The organism is Kitasatospora sp. NPDC053057, from assembly GCF_044546945.1.
Taxonomy (GTDB): domain Bacteria; phylum Actinomycetota; class Actinomycetes; order Streptomycetales; family Streptomycetaceae; genus Kitasatospora.
In genome coordinates, this window is record NZ_JBITZP010000013.1 from 35,954 (window position 1) to 54,848 (window position 18,895).

18 protein-coding genes are annotated in these 18,895 nt (G+C 71.6%); 14 read left to right on the plus strand and 4 right to left on the minus strand.

Annotation, left to right across the window (positions count from 1 at the left end; translation table 11 throughout):
• Positions 1-3: 3 nt before the first annotated feature.
• The gene (locus ACIG5E_RS16045; RefSeq protein ID WP_396534027.1) at positions 4-699 is read left to right on the plus strand and encodes a demethylmenaquinone methyltransferase; all 696 of its coding nucleotides are present in this window, start codon (positions 4-6) and stop codon (positions 697-699) included.
• A gap of 200 nt (positions 700-899) precedes the next feature.
• Entirely contained in the window at positions 900-2,189 is a 1,290-nt protein-coding gene (locus ACIG5E_RS16050) for a geranylgeranyl reductase family protein (protein ID WP_396534155.1), read from the plus strand.
• A 113-nt stretch (positions 2,190-2,302) separates the two neighbouring features.
• On the opposite strand, the gene ACIG5E_RS16055 is transcribed toward ACIG5E_RS16050, so the two are convergent.
• The 3 genes from ACIG5E_RS16055 to ACIG5E_RS16065 all read right to left on the minus strand — a co-directional run bounded on the left by ACIG5E_RS16055 (position 2,303) and on the right by ACIG5E_RS16065 (position 4,358).
• Entirely contained in the window at positions 2,303-2,665 is a 363-nt protein-coding gene (locus ACIG5E_RS16055; RefSeq protein WP_396534028.1) for a MazG-like family protein, read from the minus strand.
• Between the two features lie 110 nt (positions 2,666-2,775).
• Positions 2,776-3,486: a peptidylprolyl isomerase gene (locus ACIG5E_RS16060; protein ID WP_396534029.1), complete on the minus strand. Its 711-nt coding sequence runs from the start codon at positions 3,484-3,486 to the stop codon at positions 2,776-2,778.
• 125 nt (positions 3,487-3,611) lie between these two features.
• A complete protein-coding gene (locus ACIG5E_RS16065) occupies positions 3,612-4,358 on the minus strand; it encodes a TetR/AcrR family transcriptional regulator (protein ID WP_396534030.1) in 747 nt (248 codons plus the stop codon).
• 94 nt (positions 4,359-4,452) lie between these two features.
• Here ACIG5E_RS16065 and ACIG5E_RS16070 point away from each other — a divergent pair, with 94 nt between their 5' ends.
• Together ACIG5E_RS16070 and ACIG5E_RS16075 are read left to right on the plus strand one after the other, a co-directional pair.
• A complete protein-coding gene (locus ACIG5E_RS16070; RefSeq protein ID WP_396534031.1) occupies positions 4,453-5,118 on the plus strand; it encodes a CatB-related O-acetyltransferase in 666 nt (221 codons plus the stop codon).
• 176 nt (positions 5,119-5,294) lie between these two features.
• Positions 5,295-6,272, plus strand: coding sequence for a DMT family transporter (locus ACIG5E_RS16075; protein WP_396534032.1), 978 nt, complete (start codon positions 5,295-5,297; stop codon positions 6,270-6,272).
• 13 nt (positions 6,273-6,285) lie between these two features.
• Here the strand turns inward: ACIG5E_RS16075 and ACIG5E_RS16080 are convergent, their stop codons facing one another.
• Complete coding sequence (locus ACIG5E_RS16080) at positions 6,286-6,900, minus strand: hypothetical protein (RefSeq protein ID WP_396534033.1); 615 nt, start codon at positions 6,898-6,900, stop codon at positions 6,286-6,288.
• 198 nt (positions 6,901-7,098) lie between these two features.
• On the opposite strand from ACIG5E_RS16080, the gene ACIG5E_RS16085 reads away from it, so the two are divergent.
• The 10 genes from ACIG5E_RS16085 to nuoH all read left to right on the plus strand — a co-directional run bounded on the left by ACIG5E_RS16085 (position 7,099) and on the right by nuoH (position 18,893).
• Positions 7,099-8,211 (plus strand): sensor histidine kinase, encoded by a 1,113-nt coding sequence (locus ACIG5E_RS16085; RefSeq protein ID WP_396534034.1) that lies wholly within the window; start codon positions 7,099-7,101, stop codon positions 8,209-8,211.
• Positions 8,208-8,903 (plus strand): response regulator, encoded by a 696-nt coding sequence (locus tag ACIG5E_RS16090; protein WP_396534035.1) that lies wholly within the window; start codon positions 8,208-8,210, stop codon positions 8,901-8,903. Before ACIG5E_RS16085 ends, ACIG5E_RS16090 begins: the two co-directional genes overlap by 4 nt.
• An 843-nt stretch (positions 8,904-9,746) precedes the next feature.
• Positions 9,747-10,106 carry an NADH-quinone oxidoreductase subunit A gene (locus ACIG5E_RS16095; RefSeq protein WP_030060100.1) on the plus strand — a complete coding sequence of 120 codons (360 nt, stop codon included), beginning with the start codon at positions 9,747-9,749 and terminating at the stop codon, positions 10,104-10,106.
• Between the two features lie 198 nt (positions 10,107-10,304).
• On the plus strand, positions 10,305-10,859 hold the full coding sequence (locus ACIG5E_RS16100; RefSeq protein WP_030286559.1) for an NADH-quinone oxidoreductase subunit B family protein: 555 nt from the start codon (positions 10,305-10,307) through the stop codon (positions 10,857-10,859).
• A complete protein-coding gene (locus tag ACIG5E_RS16105; RefSeq protein ID WP_396534036.1) occupies positions 10,856-11,569 on the plus strand; it encodes an NADH-quinone oxidoreductase subunit C in 714 nt (237 codons plus the stop codon). The genes ACIG5E_RS16100 and ACIG5E_RS16105 overlap by 4 nt, the downstream gene beginning before the upstream one ends.
• Positions 11,569-12,900, plus strand: coding sequence for an NADH-quinone oxidoreductase subunit D (locus ACIG5E_RS16110; RefSeq protein WP_396534037.1), 1,332 nt, complete (start codon positions 11,569-11,571; stop codon positions 12,898-12,900). The genes ACIG5E_RS16105 and ACIG5E_RS16110 overlap by 1 nt, the downstream gene beginning before the upstream one ends.
• A complete protein-coding gene (gene nuoE, locus ACIG5E_RS16115) occupies positions 12,897-13,673 on the plus strand; it encodes an NADH-quinone oxidoreductase subunit NuoE (RefSeq protein WP_396534038.1) in 777 nt (258 codons plus the stop codon). The genes ACIG5E_RS16110 and nuoE overlap by 4 nt, the downstream gene beginning before the upstream one ends.
• Entirely contained in the window at positions 13,673-15,034 is a 1,362-nt protein-coding gene (gene nuoF / locus ACIG5E_RS16120) for an NADH-quinone oxidoreductase subunit NuoF (protein WP_396534039.1), read from the plus strand. Before nuoE ends, nuoF begins: the two co-directional genes overlap by 1 nt.
• On the plus strand, positions 15,031-17,556 hold the full coding sequence (locus ACIG5E_RS16125; RefSeq protein ID WP_396534040.1) for an NADH-quinone oxidoreductase subunit G: 2,526 nt from the start codon (positions 15,031-15,033) through the stop codon (positions 17,554-17,556). The genes nuoF and ACIG5E_RS16125 overlap by 4 nt, the downstream gene beginning before the upstream one ends.
• On the plus strand, positions 17,553-18,893 hold the full coding sequence (gene nuoH / locus ACIG5E_RS16130; protein ID WP_396534041.1) for an NADH-quinone oxidoreductase subunit NuoH: 1,341 nt from the start codon (positions 17,553-17,555) through the stop codon (positions 18,891-18,893). Before ACIG5E_RS16125 ends, nuoH begins: the two co-directional genes overlap by 4 nt.
• Positions 18,894-18,895: the final 2 nt, after the last annotated feature.

The following is an 18,895-nucleotide window of genomic DNA, read 5'->3' on the forward strand; positions in this document are numbered from 1 at the left end:
GGCGTGACCCGAGCCTCCCTGGACAAGCAGCCGCACGAAGTCGCCGCCATGTTCGACGACGTCGCGGCCAAGTACGACCTCACCAACGACGTGCTCTCCCTCGGCCAGGCCCGCGCCTGGCGCCGGGCGGTGGCCGAGGCGGTCGCCGCCGGACCGGGGGACCTCGTGCTCGACCTCGGGGCCGGCACCGGCACCTCCTCGCTGCCCTTCGCCGAGGCCGGGGCCAAGGTCGTTCCGTGCGACTTCTCGGTCGGCATGCTCACCGAGGGCAAGCGCCGCCACCCCGAGCTGCCGCTCACCGCCGGCGACGCCACCCGGCTGCCGTTCGCGGACGACACCTTCGACTCGGTGACGATCTCCTTCGCGCTGCGCAACGTCCAGGAGACCGACGCGGCGCTGCGCGAGATGCACCGGGTCACCAAGCCCGGCGGCAAGCTCGTGATCTGCGAGTTCTCCACGCCGACCTGGACGCCGTTCCGGACCGTCTACACCGAGTACCTGATGCGCGCGCTGCCGCCGGTCGCCACCGCCGTCAGCAGCAACCCGGACGCGTACGTCTACCTCGCCGAGTCCATCCGGGTCTGGCCGGACCAGCCCTCGCTGGCCGCCCGGATGCAGGAGAGCGGCTGGTCGAAGGTCGCCTGGCGGAACCTGACCGGCGGGATCGTCGCGCTGCACCGCGGGTACAAGTCGGCGTAGTGGGGCGACGGGGGTGGGGTGGGCAAGCGGGCCCGCGCTGCGCACTGTCGGGCCGGGCCGCCCCCCGTCGGGGCGCGCTGCCTCCGTCGGGGCGCAGGCGTCTCCGGCGGCGTGAGCGGAACTAGACTGCCGGAGACAAAAGCCGCCATCCCCCGCCGCAGCTCCAGGAGTGTGTCCACGTGTCCGAGACCGCAGCCGATCTGACGAAGCCGGACAGCACGGTCGAGAGCACCGCCGACGTCATCGTGGTCGGCGCGGGCCCGGCTGGCTCCACGACCGCGTACTACCTCGCCCAGGCCGGGCTGGACGTGCTGCTGCTGGAGAAGACCGCCTTCCCGCGCGAGAAGGTCTGCGGCGACGGCCTCACCCCGCGCGCCACCAAGCAGCTCGTGGACATGGGCATCGACGTCTCCACCGAGAACGGCTGGCTGCACAACAAGGGCCTGCGCATCATCGGCGGCGGCGTCCGGCTGGAGTTGGACTGGCCCGAGCTGGCCTCCTTCCCGGACTACGGCCTGGTCCGCAAGCGCGCCGACTTCGACGAGCTGCTGGCCCGTCAGGCCGAGAAGGCCGGCGCCCGGCTCTACGAGCGCTGCAACGTCAGCGGGCCGGTCCTGGACGACCGCACCGGCCGGATCGTCGGCGTCACCGCCAAGCTCGGCGAGGAGAAGCGGCCGGTCACCTTCCGGGCCCCGCTGGTGGTCGCCGCCGACGGCAACTCCACCCGGCTCTCGCTCGCCATGGGCCTGCACCGCCGCGAGGACCGCCCGATGGGCGTCGCCTACCGCACCTACTTCAACTCGCCGCGCCACGACGACGACTACCTGGAGTCCTGGCTGGAGCTGTGGGACACCCGCGGCGGCGAGCGCAAGCTGCTGCCCGGCTACGGCTGGGTCTTCGGCATGGGCGACGGCACCTCCAACGTCGGCCTCGGCATCCTCAACTCCTCGCCCGCGTTCGGCGAACTCGACTGGCGCGAGGTCCTCAAGGCCTGGTGCGCCGGCATGCCGGAGGAGTGGGGCTACACCCCCGAGAACATGACCGAACCGATCCGCGGCGCCGCGCTGCCGATGGCCTTCAACCGGCAGCCGCACTACACCCGCGGCCTGCTGCTCGTCGGCGACGCGGGGGGCATGGTCAACCCGTTCAACGGCGAGGGCATCGCCTACGCGATGGAATCCGGCCAGATCGCCGCCGGCGTCATCGTGCAGGCCCACGCACGCCTCACCGACGGCGGCCGCGAGCGCGCCCTACAGGCCTACCCGCGCATCCTCAAGGACGTGTACGGTGGCTACTACACGCTCGGCCGCGCCTTCGTGAAGATGATCGGCAACCCCAAGGTGATGCAGCTCGCCGCCCAGCACGGCCTGCCCCGGCCGCTGTTGATGCGCTTCACCCTCAAGCTGCTCGCCAACCTCACCGACCCGAAGGGCGGCGATGCGATGGACCGCGTGATCAACGGGCTGGCGAAGGTCGCGCCCAACGCCTGACGCCGGGGCGGGGCCGATGGGGTTCGTTAGGCCTCGCCTCAGGCTTCGTTGGGCCTTCGGCCAGGCTTCGGCCAGGCTGCGCTGGGTTTCGCTGGGTTTCGCTGGGTTTCGCCTCAGGCTTTCTCCTCCGCCGTCTTCTCAGGCCCGTCGACCGGGCGCCGGGAGGCGGCGGAGCGCTGTTCGACGTAGGCGAGGCGATCGGCGAACACCCGGGCCGCGTCGGGGGTGAGCGTCCGGAGGGCGACGAGGGCGCTGAAGACGACATCGCAGAGCTCGTGCTGGACGTCCTCCCAGGTGTGGGTGACGCCCTTGCGCGGGTTCTGACCGGTGGCGCCGATCACCGCCGCGCCGACCTCGCCGACCTCCTCGGAGAGCTTGAGCAGCCGCAGCAGACGCTCCTCCTGCGGCGACTGCGTGCTGTGCTCGTCCAGCCATGCGACCAGGTGGTCGACGCTCTCCCAGATCCGGCTGTCCATGCGGTGCTGCTCCCTGCGGTGTCGTTGGTGCTGCCAGCCACCGTACGGGAGCGGCGACGGGGGGTGGGGCCGGGCGGGGATGCCCGGCCCTCCCGCCGGTCGGCCACCGGTCAGTGCTTGCTGATCTTCACGTGGTGGATGTTCACGGGGACGTTGGGGTAGCCGTCGCCGGGGCCGTTCTGGTCGTCCTCGCCGGCGGCGGCGATCTTCTGCAGGACGTCCAGGCCGGCCGTGACCCGGCCGAACGGGGTGTAGGCGGGGGAGAGCTTGGTGTCCTTCCAGACGATGAAGAACTGGCTGCCATTGGTGTTCGGACCGGCGTTGGCCATGGCCACGGTGCCCGCCGGATAGGTGGCGCCGGTCAGGTTCTCGTCCGGGAAGGAGTAGCCCGGACCGCCGCTGCCCGTTCCGGTCGGGTCGCCGCACTGCAGGACGTAGATCCGCTGGGTGGTGAGGCGGTGGCAGTGGCTGCGGTCGAAGTAGTCGTGTTCGGCGAGGTAACGGAACGAGAAGGTGGTGCAGGGCGCCTTGTCGGTCAAGGCCTCGAAGGTGATCGGGCCCTGGCTGGTCCGCAGGGTCGCGTGGTAGGGGCGGGCGGCCTTCTGGGCGTCGAAGACCGGGATGCCCTTGAAGTTGTCGGCCGGGACGGCGGGTGTGTAGGTGCAGGCCGCGCTCTGGGCGGGGGTGGCGCCGGAGGGCGCCGCGACGGCGGTGCCGGTGCTCGCCGCGAGCGGGAGGACGGTGGCGGCGGCGACCAGCGCCCAGTGCTTGCGCTTCACGTGACGGGCCTTCCGGGGGGTGGTGGACGGCATGATTGTCATGCAGGCATCATCCACGGCCCGATGGGTCTCCGGTAGGGGTCGGGACGGCTGGGGCTCCTTTGGCTGAGTGGTGGTGATGGGCAGTCAGTCAGGTTGCGGGGGTGGCTCTGAGTGTCGGGCTGCGGCTACGGGGTGGGGGCGTTCGGGGTGGCGTCAGCCTCCGGGGTCGTCGGGGTGGTCGGGTCGGTCGGAGTGGTCGGGCCGGTCGGAGCGGTCGGAGCGGGTGGGGCCACCGGGGCCGTCGGGGTGGCGGTGAACAGCCCGGCGCGGGCGGCCAGGGCGGCGGCATCGGCGGCTCGCTCGGCGGTGCGGGCGTCCAGCGGCTCGCCGGTGACGAACAGTCGGTAGTAGAGCGGCGCGGTCGCGGCCCTGATGACCTCGGCGCCGTCCGTTCCGGCTGGCAACTCGCCTCGGGCGACGGCCCGTTCGGCGACCTCGGCGGCTTGGCGGTGGCGGGCCGCGAAGAACTCGCGGAGGGCTGCCGCGCCGGTGTCGGAGCGCTGGGCGGCGGAGATCAGCGCGGTGGGCGTGGGGCTTTGCTCGGGGTCGGTGAAGACGTTGAACACCTCCTGGGTGATTCGGCGGAGGTCCTCCTGGAGGTCTCCGGTGTCGGGCAGCGGCCAGGGCTGGTCGGCCGAGGCGGTCAGGGCGTCCGCGACCAGGCCGTCGACCCCGCCCCACCGCCGGTAGAGGGTCGCCTTGTGGACGCCGGACCGGGCCGCGACCGCCTCGGCGGTGAGTCCGTCGTAGCCCTTCTCCGTGACCTCGGCGAGCGTGGCGGCGACCACGTCCGCACGGACCCGGGCGCTGCGGCCGCCCGGGCGCGAGGACGGCGTGCGGAGTTGCTGATCGGGGTGGATGGGCTCGCTCAAAGTCGACTCCAGTCGCATTAAGGCTTGCTGCGGGGTGGTGATCGTGCCATGCTCATCGTAATGCGACTGAAGTCGCATTACGAGAGGAGCCTGCGTGACCGCCACCGCCATCCCCGACCCGACCGCCCTCCACCCGCTCGCCGGCCACGACCGGGTGGTCCTGCTGCGCCCGCTCGTCACCGACCCGAGGGTCGAGGTCGGCGAGTACACCTACTTCGACGACCCCGACGGAGCCACCCGCTTCGAGGAGCGCAACGTCCTCTACGCCTACGGCCCCGAACGGCTGGTGATCGGCAAGTACTGCGCGATCGCCACCGGCACCCGCTTCCTGATGGCCGGGGCCGCCCACCCGACCATCGGTGTGTCCACCTTTCCCTTCACGATGTTCGGCGGCAGTTGGACGGAGCAGACCCTCGACATCGTCACGGGCCTTCCCAGCCGGGGCGACACCGTGGTCGGCAACGACGTCTGGTTCGGCTTCGGCGCCACCGTTCTGCCCGGTGTCCGGATCGGCGACGGAGCGATCATCGCGGCCGGTGCGATGGTCACCGCCGATGTCGAGCCCTACACGATCGTCGGCGGCAACCCCGCCCGCCCGATTCGGCGCCGCTTCGACGACGCCGACATCGAACGCCTGCTCCGCGCCGCCTGGTGGGACTGGCCGGTCGAGCTCGTCACCGAGCACGTCCGCGCCATCATGTCCGGCACCCCAGCCGACATCGAGGCCATCGCCGAGACGAACGGCTTGCTCGCCTCCTGACCCGCCGGCACCCGGCAGGGGCATTGATCACCGGTGGGCCGGTGCGCGAAGATGGCGCCCCCTTGCTCCATCCCTCACCCCGTCCGCCGCTGAGCCACACGCCCAGCTCCTGGGTCCGTCCGCCGCCGTACGGTCCTCGCACCCGCCGGTTCCGTTCGCTCGGAGGGATCCTCCTCATGCGTGCCTCCCTGTCCTCGTCCTCATCGGTTCTTCGTGATCTGCCGGTCCTGCTCGTGGCAGTGGTCTGGGGGTCGAGCTTCCTCGCCGTCCAACGGGTGGCCGAGCCCGGGACGGTCGTGGCGATGCTTGTCCTGCGCTTCGGGCTGGTGCTGCCGCTGCTCGGGCTGGCCGCGTGGCGGGCCCTGCGAAAACTGACCCGAGCCGAGTGGCTCGGCGGCGCCGCTCTTGGCCTCGTCCTCAGTGGGATCTTCCTGCTGGAGACCTACGGCGCCGTGCACACCTCCGCCACCAATGCCGGGCTGATCATCAGCCTCGCCATGGTGCTCACCCCCCTCGGCGAGAGCGCCCTCGGCCGGACCGCACCATCGCGGGCCTTCCTCGCGGCCGCCGGGCTGGCCGTCCTCGGCGTCGCCCTGCTCACCGGCGACGGGGGGCTGCGCCCTCCGACGCTCGGTGACCTGCTCGTGCTGTGCGCCGCCCTCGTCCGCTCCGCGTACGTCCTTGCGATGGCCCGCACCCGGGCCGTTCGCGACACCGACATGCTCGCCGTCACCTGGGTCCAACTCGCCGTTGCCACCGCAGTGTTCTCGGTCGTCGCACTCGCCGTCGGGCCCGCGCCGTGGACCGTCGCGCTCTCGTACGGAGCCGGCCAGTGGGCCTGGCTGCTACACCTGTCCTTGTTCTGCACGCTCTTCGCCTTCTTCGTTCAGATGTGGGCCGTCCGGGCCACCTCGCCGTCCCGGGTGAGCCTGCTCCTCGGTACCGAACCCCTGTGGGCCGCGATCCTCGGCATCACCGTCGCCGGGAACCGGATGGGCCCGCTCGCCCTGCTCGGCGGAGCCCTGGTGCTGGTCGCGACCGAGTGGGGCCGGCGCACCGCCCCCGCGCCGCGCCCGGCCAGGGGCGAGGACGGGACAGGCGCTGCGGCGGATGCGAGGACCGGGGAGCAGACACGGGAGCCGACCCCGGCGTGATCCGTCGTCGTGGTCACCGGCGCCGCCACAGCGTCCGACGGGCGTAGTCGACCGTGACCGCGCCGAGCAGCGGGCCCCAGGCCACCAGGGGCAGGTACGCGGCAGTCATCACCAGGCCGGCGAAGCCGTGCGGCGAATCCGGCTCGGCCAGGTTGTGGGCCCAGCCGCCGAACAGCCCCTCCATTCCGAGGACGGTGAGTATCACCGAACCCAGCAGGGCCGGGACGATCGCGGCGAGCGGCTGAACCCGGCGGCCGCCGATCAGCGGGATCCACCGGGGCGCTACCAGCCCCCAGGGCCGGACCAGTCCCAGGGTCAGGAAGGCCAGGGCCTCGGTCAGGGCGCTCAGCACCACGCAGTAGACCGTGCCCCAACCCGGCTGGTGCGCTCCGTATTCCGCGGCCGTCGCACCGGTGAAGCCGACCTGGACGCCGAAGCCGAAGACGATCCGCCACAACCCTGAGGGGACGGTGCTCAAAACGGCGGCCTTGGCGGCCAGCTGAGCCCAACGGGGTGCGGGCGGGACGGTCGGGGCAACGGGGGCGGCCTCGGCGGCCGTGCTTGCCGCCCCGACCGCATGGGCTCGGTGGGTGGTGGCGATGCGGGCGTTGATCACGAGCTTCGACACGGTGGGCTCCTTTCGGTCCGGCCCCGTCGGCCGGTGCGGTGACTCAAGACTGGAGGTCCGCCAGGGGCCAGCGGCAGTGCCGATCGGGCTGTTCTCGCTGCTCAACCGGCCTGTGAAATATGCCGATCGGCACAGGCGGACCCGCTGTGGCCCGTCGTAATGTGACGGCAGTCGAAGAGTCCGTGAGAGGTGGTGACGATGACTCAGCTCCTGTCCCTGGCCGTCCCGGCCCTGCTGCTGCCGGCTTGGCTACTCCGCGGGCGGCACGGATCGGCGGCGGTGACCACCGTGCTGGGCGCGGTGTCGGCGGCGGTCTCGGTCACCGTCTGGTTCGCCGGCCGCTGGGCGGAGGCGGACCGCTGGACCGGGCTGGTCGGCCTGGCCGAACTGGCCGCCCTGCTGCTGGCGGTGGTCCTCAGCCTGCGCGCCGAGGACGGCCCGCGGTGTGCGGCGGCCGCCTGGACGGCGTGCGGAGCGGTCGCGCTTTGGCCGTCCCGGTTCGACGGCCCCGCCGACGCGCTCACGCTCTTCGGGTTCGGATCGATGCTGTCCCTGCCGACGGTGCTGATCGGGCTCTACCTGCGCGGTCTGGACCAGGGCCGGGCCCAGGCGGTGGACGAGGCCAGGCGGGCACAGCGGATCGAACTGGCCCACGACCTCCACGACTTCGTCGCGCACGACGTCAGCGGCATGGTCGCCCAGGCGCAGGCGGGGGCGTACCTGGCCTCCATCGACCCGGCGCGGACGGCCGAGATGTTCGAGCGGATAGAGCAGGCAGGGCAGCGGGCCCTGGCCTCGCTGGACCGGACCGTGCAGCTGCTTCGCAGTGAGGAGGCCGGTGGCCGCAGTCCACAGCCCGGTCTCGCCGAACTGGCTCAGGTGGCAGAGCAGTTCACTGCCACCGGCGGCACGGAGGTCCGGCTGGAGCTGCCGGAGCAGCCGGTTCCGAGGGAGGTGGGCGGGACGGTCCACCGGATCGTCGTCGAGGCGCTGACCAACGTCCGGCGGCACGCCCGGGGCGCCCGCCGGATCGACATCCGGGCCCGCTGCGCCGGCGAGTGGCTGGAGCTGACCGTGACGAACGACGGCCGGGCGCCGGGCCCGGTCGCCCGCCCCCGCCGTGGCGGCGGCAGCGGCTTGGCAGGGCTGGCGGCGCGAGTGGAGGCCTTGGGCGGCACGTTCGAGGCAGGTGCGCACGAGCAGGAGGCCTGGCGCGTGACAGCGAGGCTGCCGTTGGCAGGGCAGGCGGAACCGGAGCGGCCGGAGACCCCGATGAGGACCAGTGCGGGTGCAGGGGAGAAGAGCAGATGAGCAGCAGCGCAGGACCGATTCGGATCCTGGTCGCCGACGACCAGGCGGATGTCCGCAGCGCGTTCCGGATGATCCTGGACGTCCAGCCGGACATGACGGTGGTGGCCGAGGCGGCAGACGGTGCCGCGGCGGTGGCGGAGGCGAAGAGGCTGCGGCCGCACGTGGTGCTCGCGGACATCCGGATGCCGAAGCTCGACGGCCTGGAGGTCACGCGGCAGCTGGCCGGCCAGTGCAAGGTGATCGTGGTGACCACCTTCGACCTGGACGAGTACGTGCACACGGCCTTGCGGCACGGTGCGGCGGGCTTCCTTCTGAAGCGTTCCGGGCCGGTACTGCTGATCGAGGCGATCCGGGCCGCGATGGCCGGGGACGCGTTGATCAGCCCACAGATCACGGTCCGGCTGCTGCAGCACATGGCGCTGCCGGGATCCAGCCCGGCGCCGGGGGCTGCGGCCGCGGTAGGCGTGCCGGGCCCGTTGATAGCCGGCCCGGTGGAGGAACTGACCGAGAGGGAAAGGGAGATCGCTGAGCTGGTGGCCGACGGAGCGACCAACGCCGAGATCGGCGCCGGGCTCTTCATCTCACCGGGCACGGTGAAGAACCACCTCGCCAACATCCAGCGCAAGCTCGGCGCCCGCAACCGGGTGGGCGTCGCGGCCTGGGTGTGGGAACAGGCAGCCAGTAACCGGTAACCGGCTGCCCGGCCCGCAGGGCGAAAGCGGATCAGTGGAGGAGGCCCGCACGAGGGCGAGCCCCGAGAACGAGAGGGAGGCAAGGCCGGAGGTGGAGGCGGGCCCAGCGATCTGAGGGCCGCACCAGGAAGTGGGGCCTGCCCGCAATGGGAGGCAGAGCCGCGATAGCGGAGGCGGAGGAGGAGGGCGAGGGCAGGCCCCCAGGGGCCCACAGGCTGCCGGAGCTGCGAGCGCGCAGCAGCTCCGCGCTGAGACCGGCCGGCTCAGCGCAGGTGACACGCGGCAGCAGGTGGGCAACCCTGGCGCGGGCGGCGGGCGGCGGGCGGCGGGCGGCGGGCGGCGGGCGGCGGGCGGCGGGCGGCGGGCGGATGGGGGAGGGAGGGGGAGGGGGAGGGGAACCCCCCCACGACAACTTCGCGCGCTTGTGAACGAAAGGTCAAGCAAGCGTTCCTCCCCCCACCACCCCTCCGAGTGAGCCCCCATAACACGTCAACCTGACGCCCGGAAATTTGCCGTCCCCGACGCATAGTTGATATAGGAACCCGTCCTTGACCAGCCGCTTCAAAGGTGAATGCGACCGCTTGTGACCATTTGACTCCTTTGCGTTGACAACTCTGGGCATGTTCACATTCGCCACCATTCACATGGTGTCGTAGATCACAAAGATGACGACGAACTGCGTGTCGCAGATCACAAGTCACCGGGCATAGGATGCGCTCGTCCCAGGCTTTGTGAACTGCCTCACATGAGGTGGATCTCGGGAACTGGAACGCGGGTTCACCACAGCGTGACCCGCCGGTTCCGATCTGCAGTCAAGGACGACTGGACGGAGGGAGCGGGGCTATGAATGCCTACGCGCCGATCCTCGTACTCGGTGCCATCGCGGCGGCGTTCGCGGTCGGTTCCGTCGTGATGGCCTCACTCACCGGCCCCAAGCGCTACAACCGGGCCAAGTTGGAGGCGTACGAGTGCGGCATCGAGCCGACCCCGCAGCCCGTGGGCGGCGGTCGGTTCCCGATCAAGTACTACCTGACGGCGATGCTCTTCATCGTCTTCGACATCGAGATCGTCTTCCTCTACCCCTGGGCAGTGACCTTCGACGCCCTGGGGATCTTCGGGTTGGTCGAGATGCTCCTGTTCATCGCCACCGTCTTCGTCGCCTACGCCTACGTCTGGCGCCGCGGCGGCCTGGAGTGGGACTGAGCCCCGGAGCGGGACTGAGCCCCGGAGTGGGACTGAGCCCCGGAGTGGACGGAGCCCTGGAGCGGGACTGAGTCAGGGGTGGCGCCGCCGCCCTTGTGAACGAGTGGACAAGCTCGAACGGGCCGGACGTTCTCCCGGATGCTCCCCGGGCGTATCGCCGGACGTACCAGAGGACTTGAGGGCATTGAGAGGGATCTGATGGGAATCGAGGAGAAGCTGCCGAGCGGCTTTCTGCTCACGACCGTGGAGACGGCCGCCGGCTGGGTGCGCAAGGCGTCACTCTTCCCGGCCACCTTCGGTCTGGCCTGCTGCGCGATCGAGATGATGACCACCGGCGCCGGCCGCTACGACCTGGCCCGGTTCGGGATGGAGGTCTTCCGGGGCTCCCCCCGGCAGGCCGATCTGATGATCGTGGCGGGCCGGGTGAGTCAGAAGATGGCCCCGGTGCTGCGCCAGGTGTACGACCAGATGGCCAACCCGAAGTGGGTCATCTCGATGGGCGTCTGCGCCTCCTCCGGCGGGATGTTCAACAACTACGCGATCGTCCAGGGCGTCGACCACATCGTCCCGGTGGACATCTACCTGCCCGGTTGCCCGCCCCGCCCGGAGATGCTGATGGACGCCATCCTGAAGCTGCACGACAAGATCCAGCACGAGCCGCTGGGCGTGAACCGGCGCCGCGCCGAGGAACTCGGCGAGGCCCTGGCCCTCAAGGCCACCCCGGTCAGCGAGATGCGGGGGCAGCTGCGATGAACGAGCAGGTACCCGAGACCCGCCGCGAGCGGCCGGTGCGTGAGATCCCGGTCGAGGTGGTCGGCAGCCGCCAGGGCATGTTCGGCACCCGGGGCAGCGGCGACACCTCCGGCTTCGGCGGCCTCGCCGCCCCGATCGTGCTGCCCGGTCCGAGCGAACGCCCGTACGGCGGCTGGTTCGACGAGGTGGCCGACGAGTTCGAGGGCGCCCTGGAGGAGCAGGGCCTGGACCCGGCCGAGGTGATCGAGAAGACCGTGGTCGACCGCGGCGAGCTGACCTTCCACCTCGACCGCGCCCACCTCCTGAAGGCCGTGCGCATCCTGCGCGACGACCCGGCGCTGCGCTTCGAGCTGTGCCTGGGCGTCAGCGGAGTGCACTACCCCGGCGACAAGGGCCGCGAGCTGCACGCGGTCTACCACCTGCGCTCGATCACCCACGGCCGGCTGATCCGGCTGGAGGTCACCGCGCCGGACGCCGACCCGCATATTCCCTCCGTGGTGAGCGTCTACCCGACCAACGACTGGCACGAGCGCGAGGCCTACGACTTCTTCGGCCTGGTCTTCGACGGCCACCCGGCGCTCACCCGGATCATGATGCCGGACGACTGGCTGGGCCACCCGCAGCGCAAGGACTACCCGCTCGGCGGCATCCCCGTCGAGTACAAGGGCGCCCAGATCCCGGCACCCGACCAGCGGAGGTCGTACAGCTGATGAGTACTCAGCACTACGAGGAAGCAGACGCCCGCGAGACCACCGAGGGCCGGGTCTTCACCGTCACCGGCGGCGACTGGGGCGAGGTGGTCGAGGCGGTCGGCCGGGCCGACGACGAACGCATCATCGTCAACATGGGCCCCCAGCACCCGTCCACCCACGGCGTGCTGCGGCTGATCCTGGAGATCGACGGCGAGACGGTGAAGGAGGCCCGCTGCGGCATCGGCTACCTCCACACCGGCATCGAGAAGAACATGGAGTTCCGCAGCTGGGTCCAGGGCACCACCTTCGTGACCCGCATGGACTACCTGACCCCGCTGTTCAACGAGACCGCCTACTGCCTGGCGGTCGAGAAGCTGCTCGGCATCACCGACGACGTCCCGGACCGGGCCAGCGTCATCCGCGTGATGATGATGGAGCTCAACCGGATCGCCTCGCACCTGGTCTGCCTGGCCACCGGTGGCATGGAGATCGGTTCCACCACCCTGATGATCTACGGCTTCCGGGACCGCGAACTGATCCTGGACGTCTTCGAGCTGGTCACCGGCCTGCGCATGAACCACGCGTACGTACGCCCCGGCGGCCTCGCCCAGGACCTGCCCCCGGGCGCGGTGGACCAGATCCGGGAGGCGGTCCGCACCTTCCGCTCCCGGATGCACGAGTACGACAAACTCGCCACCACCAACCCGGTGTTCAAGGCCCGCCTGGTCGACGTCGGCTTCCTGGACCTGGCCGGCTGCCTGGCCCTCGGTGCCACCGGCCCGATCCTGCGCGCCGCCGGCCTGCCGCACGACCTGCGCAAGACCGACCCGTACTGCGGCTACCAGGACTACGACTTCGAGGTCGCCACCGCGGACAGCGCCGACTCCTACGGCCGCTTCCTGATCCGCCTGGAGGAGATGAAGCAGTCGCTGGGGATCGTCGAGCAGTGCCTGGACCGGCTGCGCCCGGGCCCGGTCATGGTGGCCGACAAGAAGATCGCCTGGCCCGCCCAACTGGCCGTCGGGCCGGACGGCCTGGGCAACTCGCTCGACCACATCCGCAAGATCATGGGCACCTCGATGGAGGCCCTGATCCACCACTTCAAGCTGGTCACCGAGGGCTTCCGGGTCCCGGTCGGCCAGGCGTACGCGGCGGTCGAGTCGCCCAAGGGCGAGCTAGGCGTGCACGTGGTCAGCGACGGCGGGACGCGCCCGTACCGGGTCCACTTCCGGGATCCGTCGTTCACCAATCTGCAGACGATGGCGGCGATGTGCGAGGGCGGCCAGGTGGCCGACGTGATCGTCGCGGTGGCCGGGATCGACCCGGTGATGGGAGGCGTGGACCGGTGACCAACGTCGAACTCGGACTGCCGGCGCTGCCGGCCCCGCCCTATCCCGAGGAGGTGCGCACCCGGCTGGCCGCCGACGCCGCCGAGCTGATCGGCCGCTACCCCCAGGCCCGTTCGGCGCTGCTGCCGCTGCTGCACCTGGTGCAGGCCGAGGAGGGCTTCGTCAGCCCGACCGGGATCCGGTTCTGCGCCGAGCAGTTGGACCTCACCACCGCCGAGGTCACCGCCGTCGCCACCTTCTACACGATGTACCGGCGGCGCCCGGCGGGGAAGTACCACGTCGGGGTCTGCACCAACACCCTGTGCGCGGTGCTCGGCGGCGACCAGATCTTCGCCGAGCTCCAGCAGCACCTGGGGATCGGCAACAACGAGACCACCGAGGACGGCGAGATCTCGATCGAGCACATCGAGTGCAACGCCGCCTGCGACTACGCCCCCGTGGTGATGGTCAACTGGGAGTTCTTCGACGACCAGACCCCGGAGAGCGCTCGGCAGCTGGTGGACGACCTGCGGGCCGGCCGCGAGGTGCGGCCCACCCGCGGCGCCCGGCTGTGCGGCTTCAAGGAGACCGCCCGGATCCTGGCCGGCTTCCCCGACGAGCGCCCCGGCGCCAACGACGAGTCCGGCGCCGGCGGCGCCCCCTCGCTGGCCGGCCTGCGGCTGGCCCGCGGTGAGACCCTGCCCGGCACCCCGGGCACCAAGGTCGTCTCCCCCCGCCACGAGGAGCCGGGCCAAGAGGGCAAGGCCGACGGCCAGGAAGGGACCGAAGCGTGATGACCTCCGCCGAGCCGGCCGAGAAGCTGCTCACCCCCGTCCTGTCGGACCCCTGGGACGACAGCCGACCCTGGACCCTCGCCACCTACCGCCGCCACCACGGCTACGAGGGCCTCAAGGCGGCCCTCGCCATGCCCCCGGACGACGTGATCGCCCTGGTCAAGGACTCCGGACTGCGCGGCCGCGGCGGTGCGGGCTTCCCCACCGGGATGAAGTGGCAGTTCATCCCGCAGAACGACGGCAAGCCGCACTACCTGGTGGTCAACGCCGACGAGTCCGAGCCGGGCACCTGCAAGGACATCCCGCTGCTGTTCGCCAACCCGCACTCGCTGATCGAGGGCATGGTGATCGCCTCCTACGCGATCCGCTGTGACCACGCCTTCATCTACCTGCGCGGCGAGGTCGTCCCGGTGCTGCGCCGCCTGCACGCGGCCGTGGCCGAGGCGTACGAGGCCGGGCTGCTGGGCCGCGACGTCCTCGGCTCCGGCGTGAACCTCGACATCACCGTGCACGCCGGCGCCGGCGCGTACATCTGCGGCGAGGAGACGGCGCTGCTGGACTCGCTGGAGGGCCGGCGCGGCCAGCCGAGGCTGCGGCCGCCGTTCCCGGCGATCGCCGGCCTGTACGCCTGCCCGACGGTGGTGAACAACGTCGAGTCGATCGCCTCGGTGCCGGCGATCCTGGCCCGCGGCAAGGATTGGTTCAAGGGCCTGGGCACCGAGAAGTCCCCGGGCTTCACGCTGTACTCGCTCTCCGGCCACGTCACCAACCCGGGCCAGTACGAGGCGCCGCTGGGCGTCACCCTGCGCCAGCTGCTGGACCTCAGCGGCGGCGTCCGGGCCGGGCACCGGCTGAAGTTCTGGACCCCGGGCGGCTCCTCGACCCCGATGTTCACCGACGAGCACCTCGACGTCCCACTGGACTACGAGGGCGTCGGCGCGGCCGGTTCGATGCTCGGCACCAAGGCGCTGCAGGTCTTCGACGAGACCACCTGCGTGGTGCGGGCGGTCACCCGCTGGACCGAGTTCTACGCCCACGAGTCCTGCGGCAAGTGCACCCCCTGCCGGGAGGGCACCTACTGGCTGGTCCAGCTGCTGAAGCGGATCGAGGCGGGCGAGGGCGTCGAGGGGGACCTGGAGAAGCTCCTCGACATCGCTGACAACATCAACGGCAAGTCCTTCTGCGCGCTGGGCGACGGCGCGGCCAGCCCGATCGTCTCCTCGCTCAAGCACTTCCGGGCCGAGTACGAGCAGCACCTGGCCGAGCGCCGCTGCCCGTTCGACCCGGCCGCCTCCACCGTCTGGGCCGACGGCCCCCGCCCCGGCCACCAGTCCGCCACCGAAAGGGAGGTGCACGCGTGACGATCACTGAGCCAACCGCCTCCGACACCGCGGTCGAACTGGTCACGCTCACCATCGACGGCGTCGAAGTGAAGGTCCCCAAGGGCACCTTGGTGATCCGGGCCGCCGAGACCATCGGCACCCAGATCCCGCGCTTCTGCGACCACCCGCTGCTGGATCCGGCCGGCGCCTGCCGGCAGTGCATCGTGGAGATCGAGGGCCAGCGCAAGCCGGTGGCCTCCTGCACCATCCCGGTCGCCGAGGGCATGGTGGTGCGCACCCAGCTGAGTTCGCCGGTGGCCGAGAAGGCGCAGCGCGGCGTGATGGAGCTGCTGCTGATCAACCACCCGCTGGACTGCCCGGTCTGCGACAAGGGCGGCGAGTGCCCGCTGCAGAACCAGGCGATGTCCACGGGCGACGCGGACTCCCGCTTCGAGGGCATGAAGCGCACCTACGAGAAGCCGGTGCCGATCAGCAGCCAGGTGCTGCTGGACCGGGAGCGCTGCGTGCTGTGCGCGCGCTGCACCCGGTTCTCGCAGCAGATCGCCGGGGACCCGTTCATCGACCTGGTGGAGCGCGGGGCGCTGCAGCAGGTGGGCACGGGTGAGGGGGACGACTTCGAGTCGTACTTCTCCGGGAACACCATCCAGATCTGCCCGGTCGGTGCGCTGACCTCGGCGGCTTATCGTTTCCGCTCGCGTCCCTTCGACCTGACCTCCTCGCCGAGCGTGTGCGAGCACTGTTCGGCGGGCTGCGCCCAGCGCACCGACCACCGGCGGGGCAAGGTGCTGCGCCGGCTGGCGGGCGAGGACCCGGCGGTGAACGAGGAGTGGAACTGCGACAAGGGCCGGTTCGCCTTCCGCTACGCCCAGCAGCGTGACCGGCTGACGACGCCGCTGGTGCGGGTGGACGGCGAGCTGGTGCCGGCGTCCTGGCCGGAGGCGCTGGCCCGGGCGGCGGAGGGGCTGCGCGGGGCCCGTACGGGTGTGCTGGCGGGCGGCCGGGTGACGGTGGAGGACGCGTACGCGTACGCGAAGTTCGCCCGGGTGGTGCTGGGCACCAACGACGTGGACTTCCGGGCCCGCCCGCACAGCGGTGAGGAGGCGGACTTCCTGGCCGCGGCGGTCGCCGGGCGCGGGGTGGACGTGGACGGCACCGGGCTGAGCTACGAGCGGCTGGAGCAGGCTCCGGCGGTGCTGCTGGCGGGTTTCGAGCCGGAGGAGGAGTCGCCGATCGTCTTCCTGCGGCTGCGGAAGGCGAGCCGGGCGAAGGGCCTGAAGGTGTTCTCGGTGGCGGCCTTCGCCTCCCGGGGGCTGGCGAAGCTGCGCGGTGGGCTGCTGCCGGCGGCTCCGGGCACCGAGCCGGAGTGGTTCGCGGCGCTGGCCGCGGACGAGCCGTTGAACGACGACGCGGGCCGGGCGGCGGAGCTGCTGCGCCGGCCGGGTGCGGTGATCCTGGCGGGTGAGCGGCTGGCGGCGGTGCCGGGTGCGCTGACGGCGGTGCTGCGGCTGGCGCACGCGACCGGGGCGGAACTGGCCTGGGTGCCGCGCCGGGCGGGCGAGCGCGGGGCGGTGGAGGCGGGTGCGCTGCCGGGCCTGCTGCCGGGTGGCCGTCCGGTGGCCGCCGCGGCGGCGCGGGCGGAGGCGGCCGCGGTGTGGGGGGTGGCGGAGCTGCCGTCGCGTCCGGGCCGGGACACCGGCCAGATCCTGACCGCGGCGGTGCAGGGCGACTTGGACGCGCTGCTGGTCGGCGGGGTGGATCCGGACGACCTGCCGGATCCGGCGCTGGCCGGGGAGGCGTTGGCGGCGGCGGCGTTCGTGGTGTCGCTGGAGCTGCGGCCGTCGGCGGTGACCGAGCGCGCCGACGTGGTGCTGCCGGTGGCGGCGGTGGCGGAGAAGGCGGGCACCTTCCTGGACTGGGAGGGCCGGGTGCGGATGTTCGAGGCCGCGCTCAAGCCGGACCAGCAGATGGGCCGGCACCTCCAGTCGGACCTGCGGGTGCTGGCGATGCTGGCGGACGCGCTGGGGCACCGGCTGGGTCTGGCGGACGTGCGGGCGGCCCGGCTGGAGCTGGACCGCTTCGAGCCGTGGCGGGGCGACCGCGCGGCCGCTCCGGCGGCGCACCCGGGTGTGCTGCCGCGGCCGGCCACCGGCCAGGCGGTGCTGGCGGGTTGGCGCCTGCTGCTGGACGAGGGCTCGCTGCAGCAGGGTGATCCGCACCTGGCGGGCACCCGGCACCGGGCGGTGGCCCGGGTCTCGGCGGCCACCGCGAAGGAGGCCGGTGCGCAGGCGGCCGGGGCGCTGCGGCTGACCGGCCCGGCCGGTTCGCTGGTCCTGCCGCTGGAGGTCACCGAGTCCGTCCCGGACCGCACGGTCTGGATCCCGCTCAACTCCACGCCGGGCGGCGCCCATCGCGCGCTCGGCACCACCGTCGGCCACCTGGTGACGATCGCCGCGGCCGAACTCGCGCCGGTCGCCGCCCCCAAGGGCGTCGAGGGTGTCGAGGACGTCGCGGGCGAGGCCCGGGAGGGGGAGGTCCGATGACTTCGCAGCCGTACGAGACGCTCCACTTCTTCGGCCAGGACCCGTGGTGGCTGGTGCTGTTGAAGGCGGTGTTCTGCTTCGCGTTCCTGGTGCTGACGGTGCTGGTCGCGATCGTCTGGGAGCGCAAGGTGGTGGCCTGGATGCAGTTGCGCATCGGGCCGAACCGGCACGGGCCGTGGGGCCTGCTGCAGTCGCTGGCGGACGGCGTGAAGCTGGCGCTGAAGGAAGACCTGGTGGTCAAGGGCTCGGACAAGGTGGTCTACGTCCTGGCCCCGATCGTCTGCGCCGTCCCGGCGTTCATGGCCTTCGCGGTGATCCCGTTCGGTCCGGCCGGCAACGAGGTGTCGGTCTTCGGCACCCGGACGGCGATGCAGCTGACGGACTTCCCGGTGGCGCTGCTGTACATCCTGGCGACGGCCTCGATCGGCATCTACGGGATCGTGCTGGCGGGCTGGTCGTCGGGTTCGACGTACCCGCTGCTGGGCGGGGTGCGCTCGGCCGCGCAGATGATCAGCTACGAGATCGCGATGGGCCTGTCCTTCGCGGCGGTGTTCGTCTACTCGGGTTCGATGTCGACCTCGGAGATCGTGGCGCACCAGCAGCCGACCTGGTTCGCGGCGCTGCTGCCGGTGTCGTTCATCGTCTACATCATCGCGATGGTGGGCGAGACCAACCGGGCGCCGTTCGACCTCCCGGAGGCCGAGGGCGAGCTGGTGGGCGGTTTCAACACCGAGTACTCCTCGCTGAAGTTCGCGATGTTCATGCTGGCCGAGTACGTCAACATGGTGACGGTCTCGGCGGTGGCCTCGACCCTGTTCCTGGGCGGCTGGCGGGCCCCGTGGCCGGTGTCGACCTTCTGGGAGGGCGCCAACCACGGCTGGTGGCCGATGCTGTGGATCACGCTGAAGATCCAGCTGCTGCTGTTCTTCTTCATCTGGCTGCGCGGCACGCTGCCCCGGTTCCGCTACGACCAGTTCATGAAGCTGGGCTGGAAGGTGCTGATCCCGGTCTCGCTGGTGTGGCTGGTGCTGATCGCCAGCGTGCGGGCGCTGCGCAACGAGGGGTACGGCTTCGGCCAGGTGGTGCTGTACGTGGGCGCGCCGGTCGGTGCGGTCCTGCTGCTGGCGCTGGTGCGGGACTTCCTGAGGAAGCAGCCCGAGGAGGCTGCGACGGCCGAGAACGGGCCGGCCGAGGGCGAGTTCGACCCGATGGCGGGCGGGTACCCGGTGCCGCCGCTGCCCGGGCAGGTGCTCCCGCCGGTGCCGCGCCGGCCCAGCCGCGCCCCGAAGCAACTCCAGGACGCCCTCAACGGGGCCGACCATTCCGAAGGGAGCTGATC

What these genes read in the sequence shown, in the direction of transcription:
- ACIG5E_RS16100 (WP_030286559.1), top strand. Translation starts at nt 10,305, where the DNA reads ATGGGAATCGAGGAGAAGCTGCCGAGCGGCTTTCTGCTCACGACCGTG.
- ACIG5E_RS16095 (WP_030060100.1), top strand. Translation starts at nt 9,747, where the DNA reads ATGAATGCCTACGCGCCGATCCTCGTACTCGGTGCCATCGCGGCGGCG.
- ACIG5E_RS16090 (WP_396534035.1), top strand. Translation starts at nt 8,208, where the DNA reads ATGAGCAGCAGCGCAGGACCGATTCGGATCCTGGTCGCCGACGACCAG.
- ACIG5E_RS16105 (WP_396534036.1), top strand. Translation starts at nt 10,856, where the DNA reads ATGAACGAGCAGGTACCCGAGACCCGCCGCGAGCGGCCGGTGCGTGAG.
- ACIG5E_RS16060 (WP_396534029.1), bottom strand. Translation starts at nt 3,486, where the DNA reads ATGACAATCATGCCGTCCACCACCCCCCGGAAGGCCCGTCACGTGAAG.
- ACIG5E_RS16110 (WP_396534037.1), top strand. Translation starts at nt 11,569, where the DNA reads ATGAGTACTCAGCACTACGAGGAAGCAGACGCCCGCGAGACCACCGAG.
- ACIG5E_RS16075 (WP_396534032.1), top strand. Translation starts at nt 5,295, where the DNA reads ATGCGTGCCTCCCTGTCCTCGTCCTCATCGGTTCTTCGTGATCTGCCG.
- nuoF (WP_396534039.1), top strand. Translation starts at nt 13,673, where the DNA reads ATGACCTCCGCCGAGCCGGCCGAGAAGCTGCTCACCCCCGTCCTGTCG.
- ACIG5E_RS16085 (WP_396534034.1), top strand. Translation starts at nt 7,099, where the DNA reads ATGACTCAGCTCCTGTCCCTGGCCGTCCCGGCCCTGCTGCTGCCGGCT.
- ACIG5E_RS16055 (WP_396534028.1), bottom strand. Translation starts at nt 2,665, where the DNA reads ATGGACAGCCGGATCTGGGAGAGCGTCGACCACCTGGTCGCATGGCTG.
- nuoH (WP_396534041.1), top strand. Translation starts at nt 17,553, where the DNA reads ATGACTTCGCAGCCGTACGAGACGCTCCACTTCTTCGGCCAGGACCCG.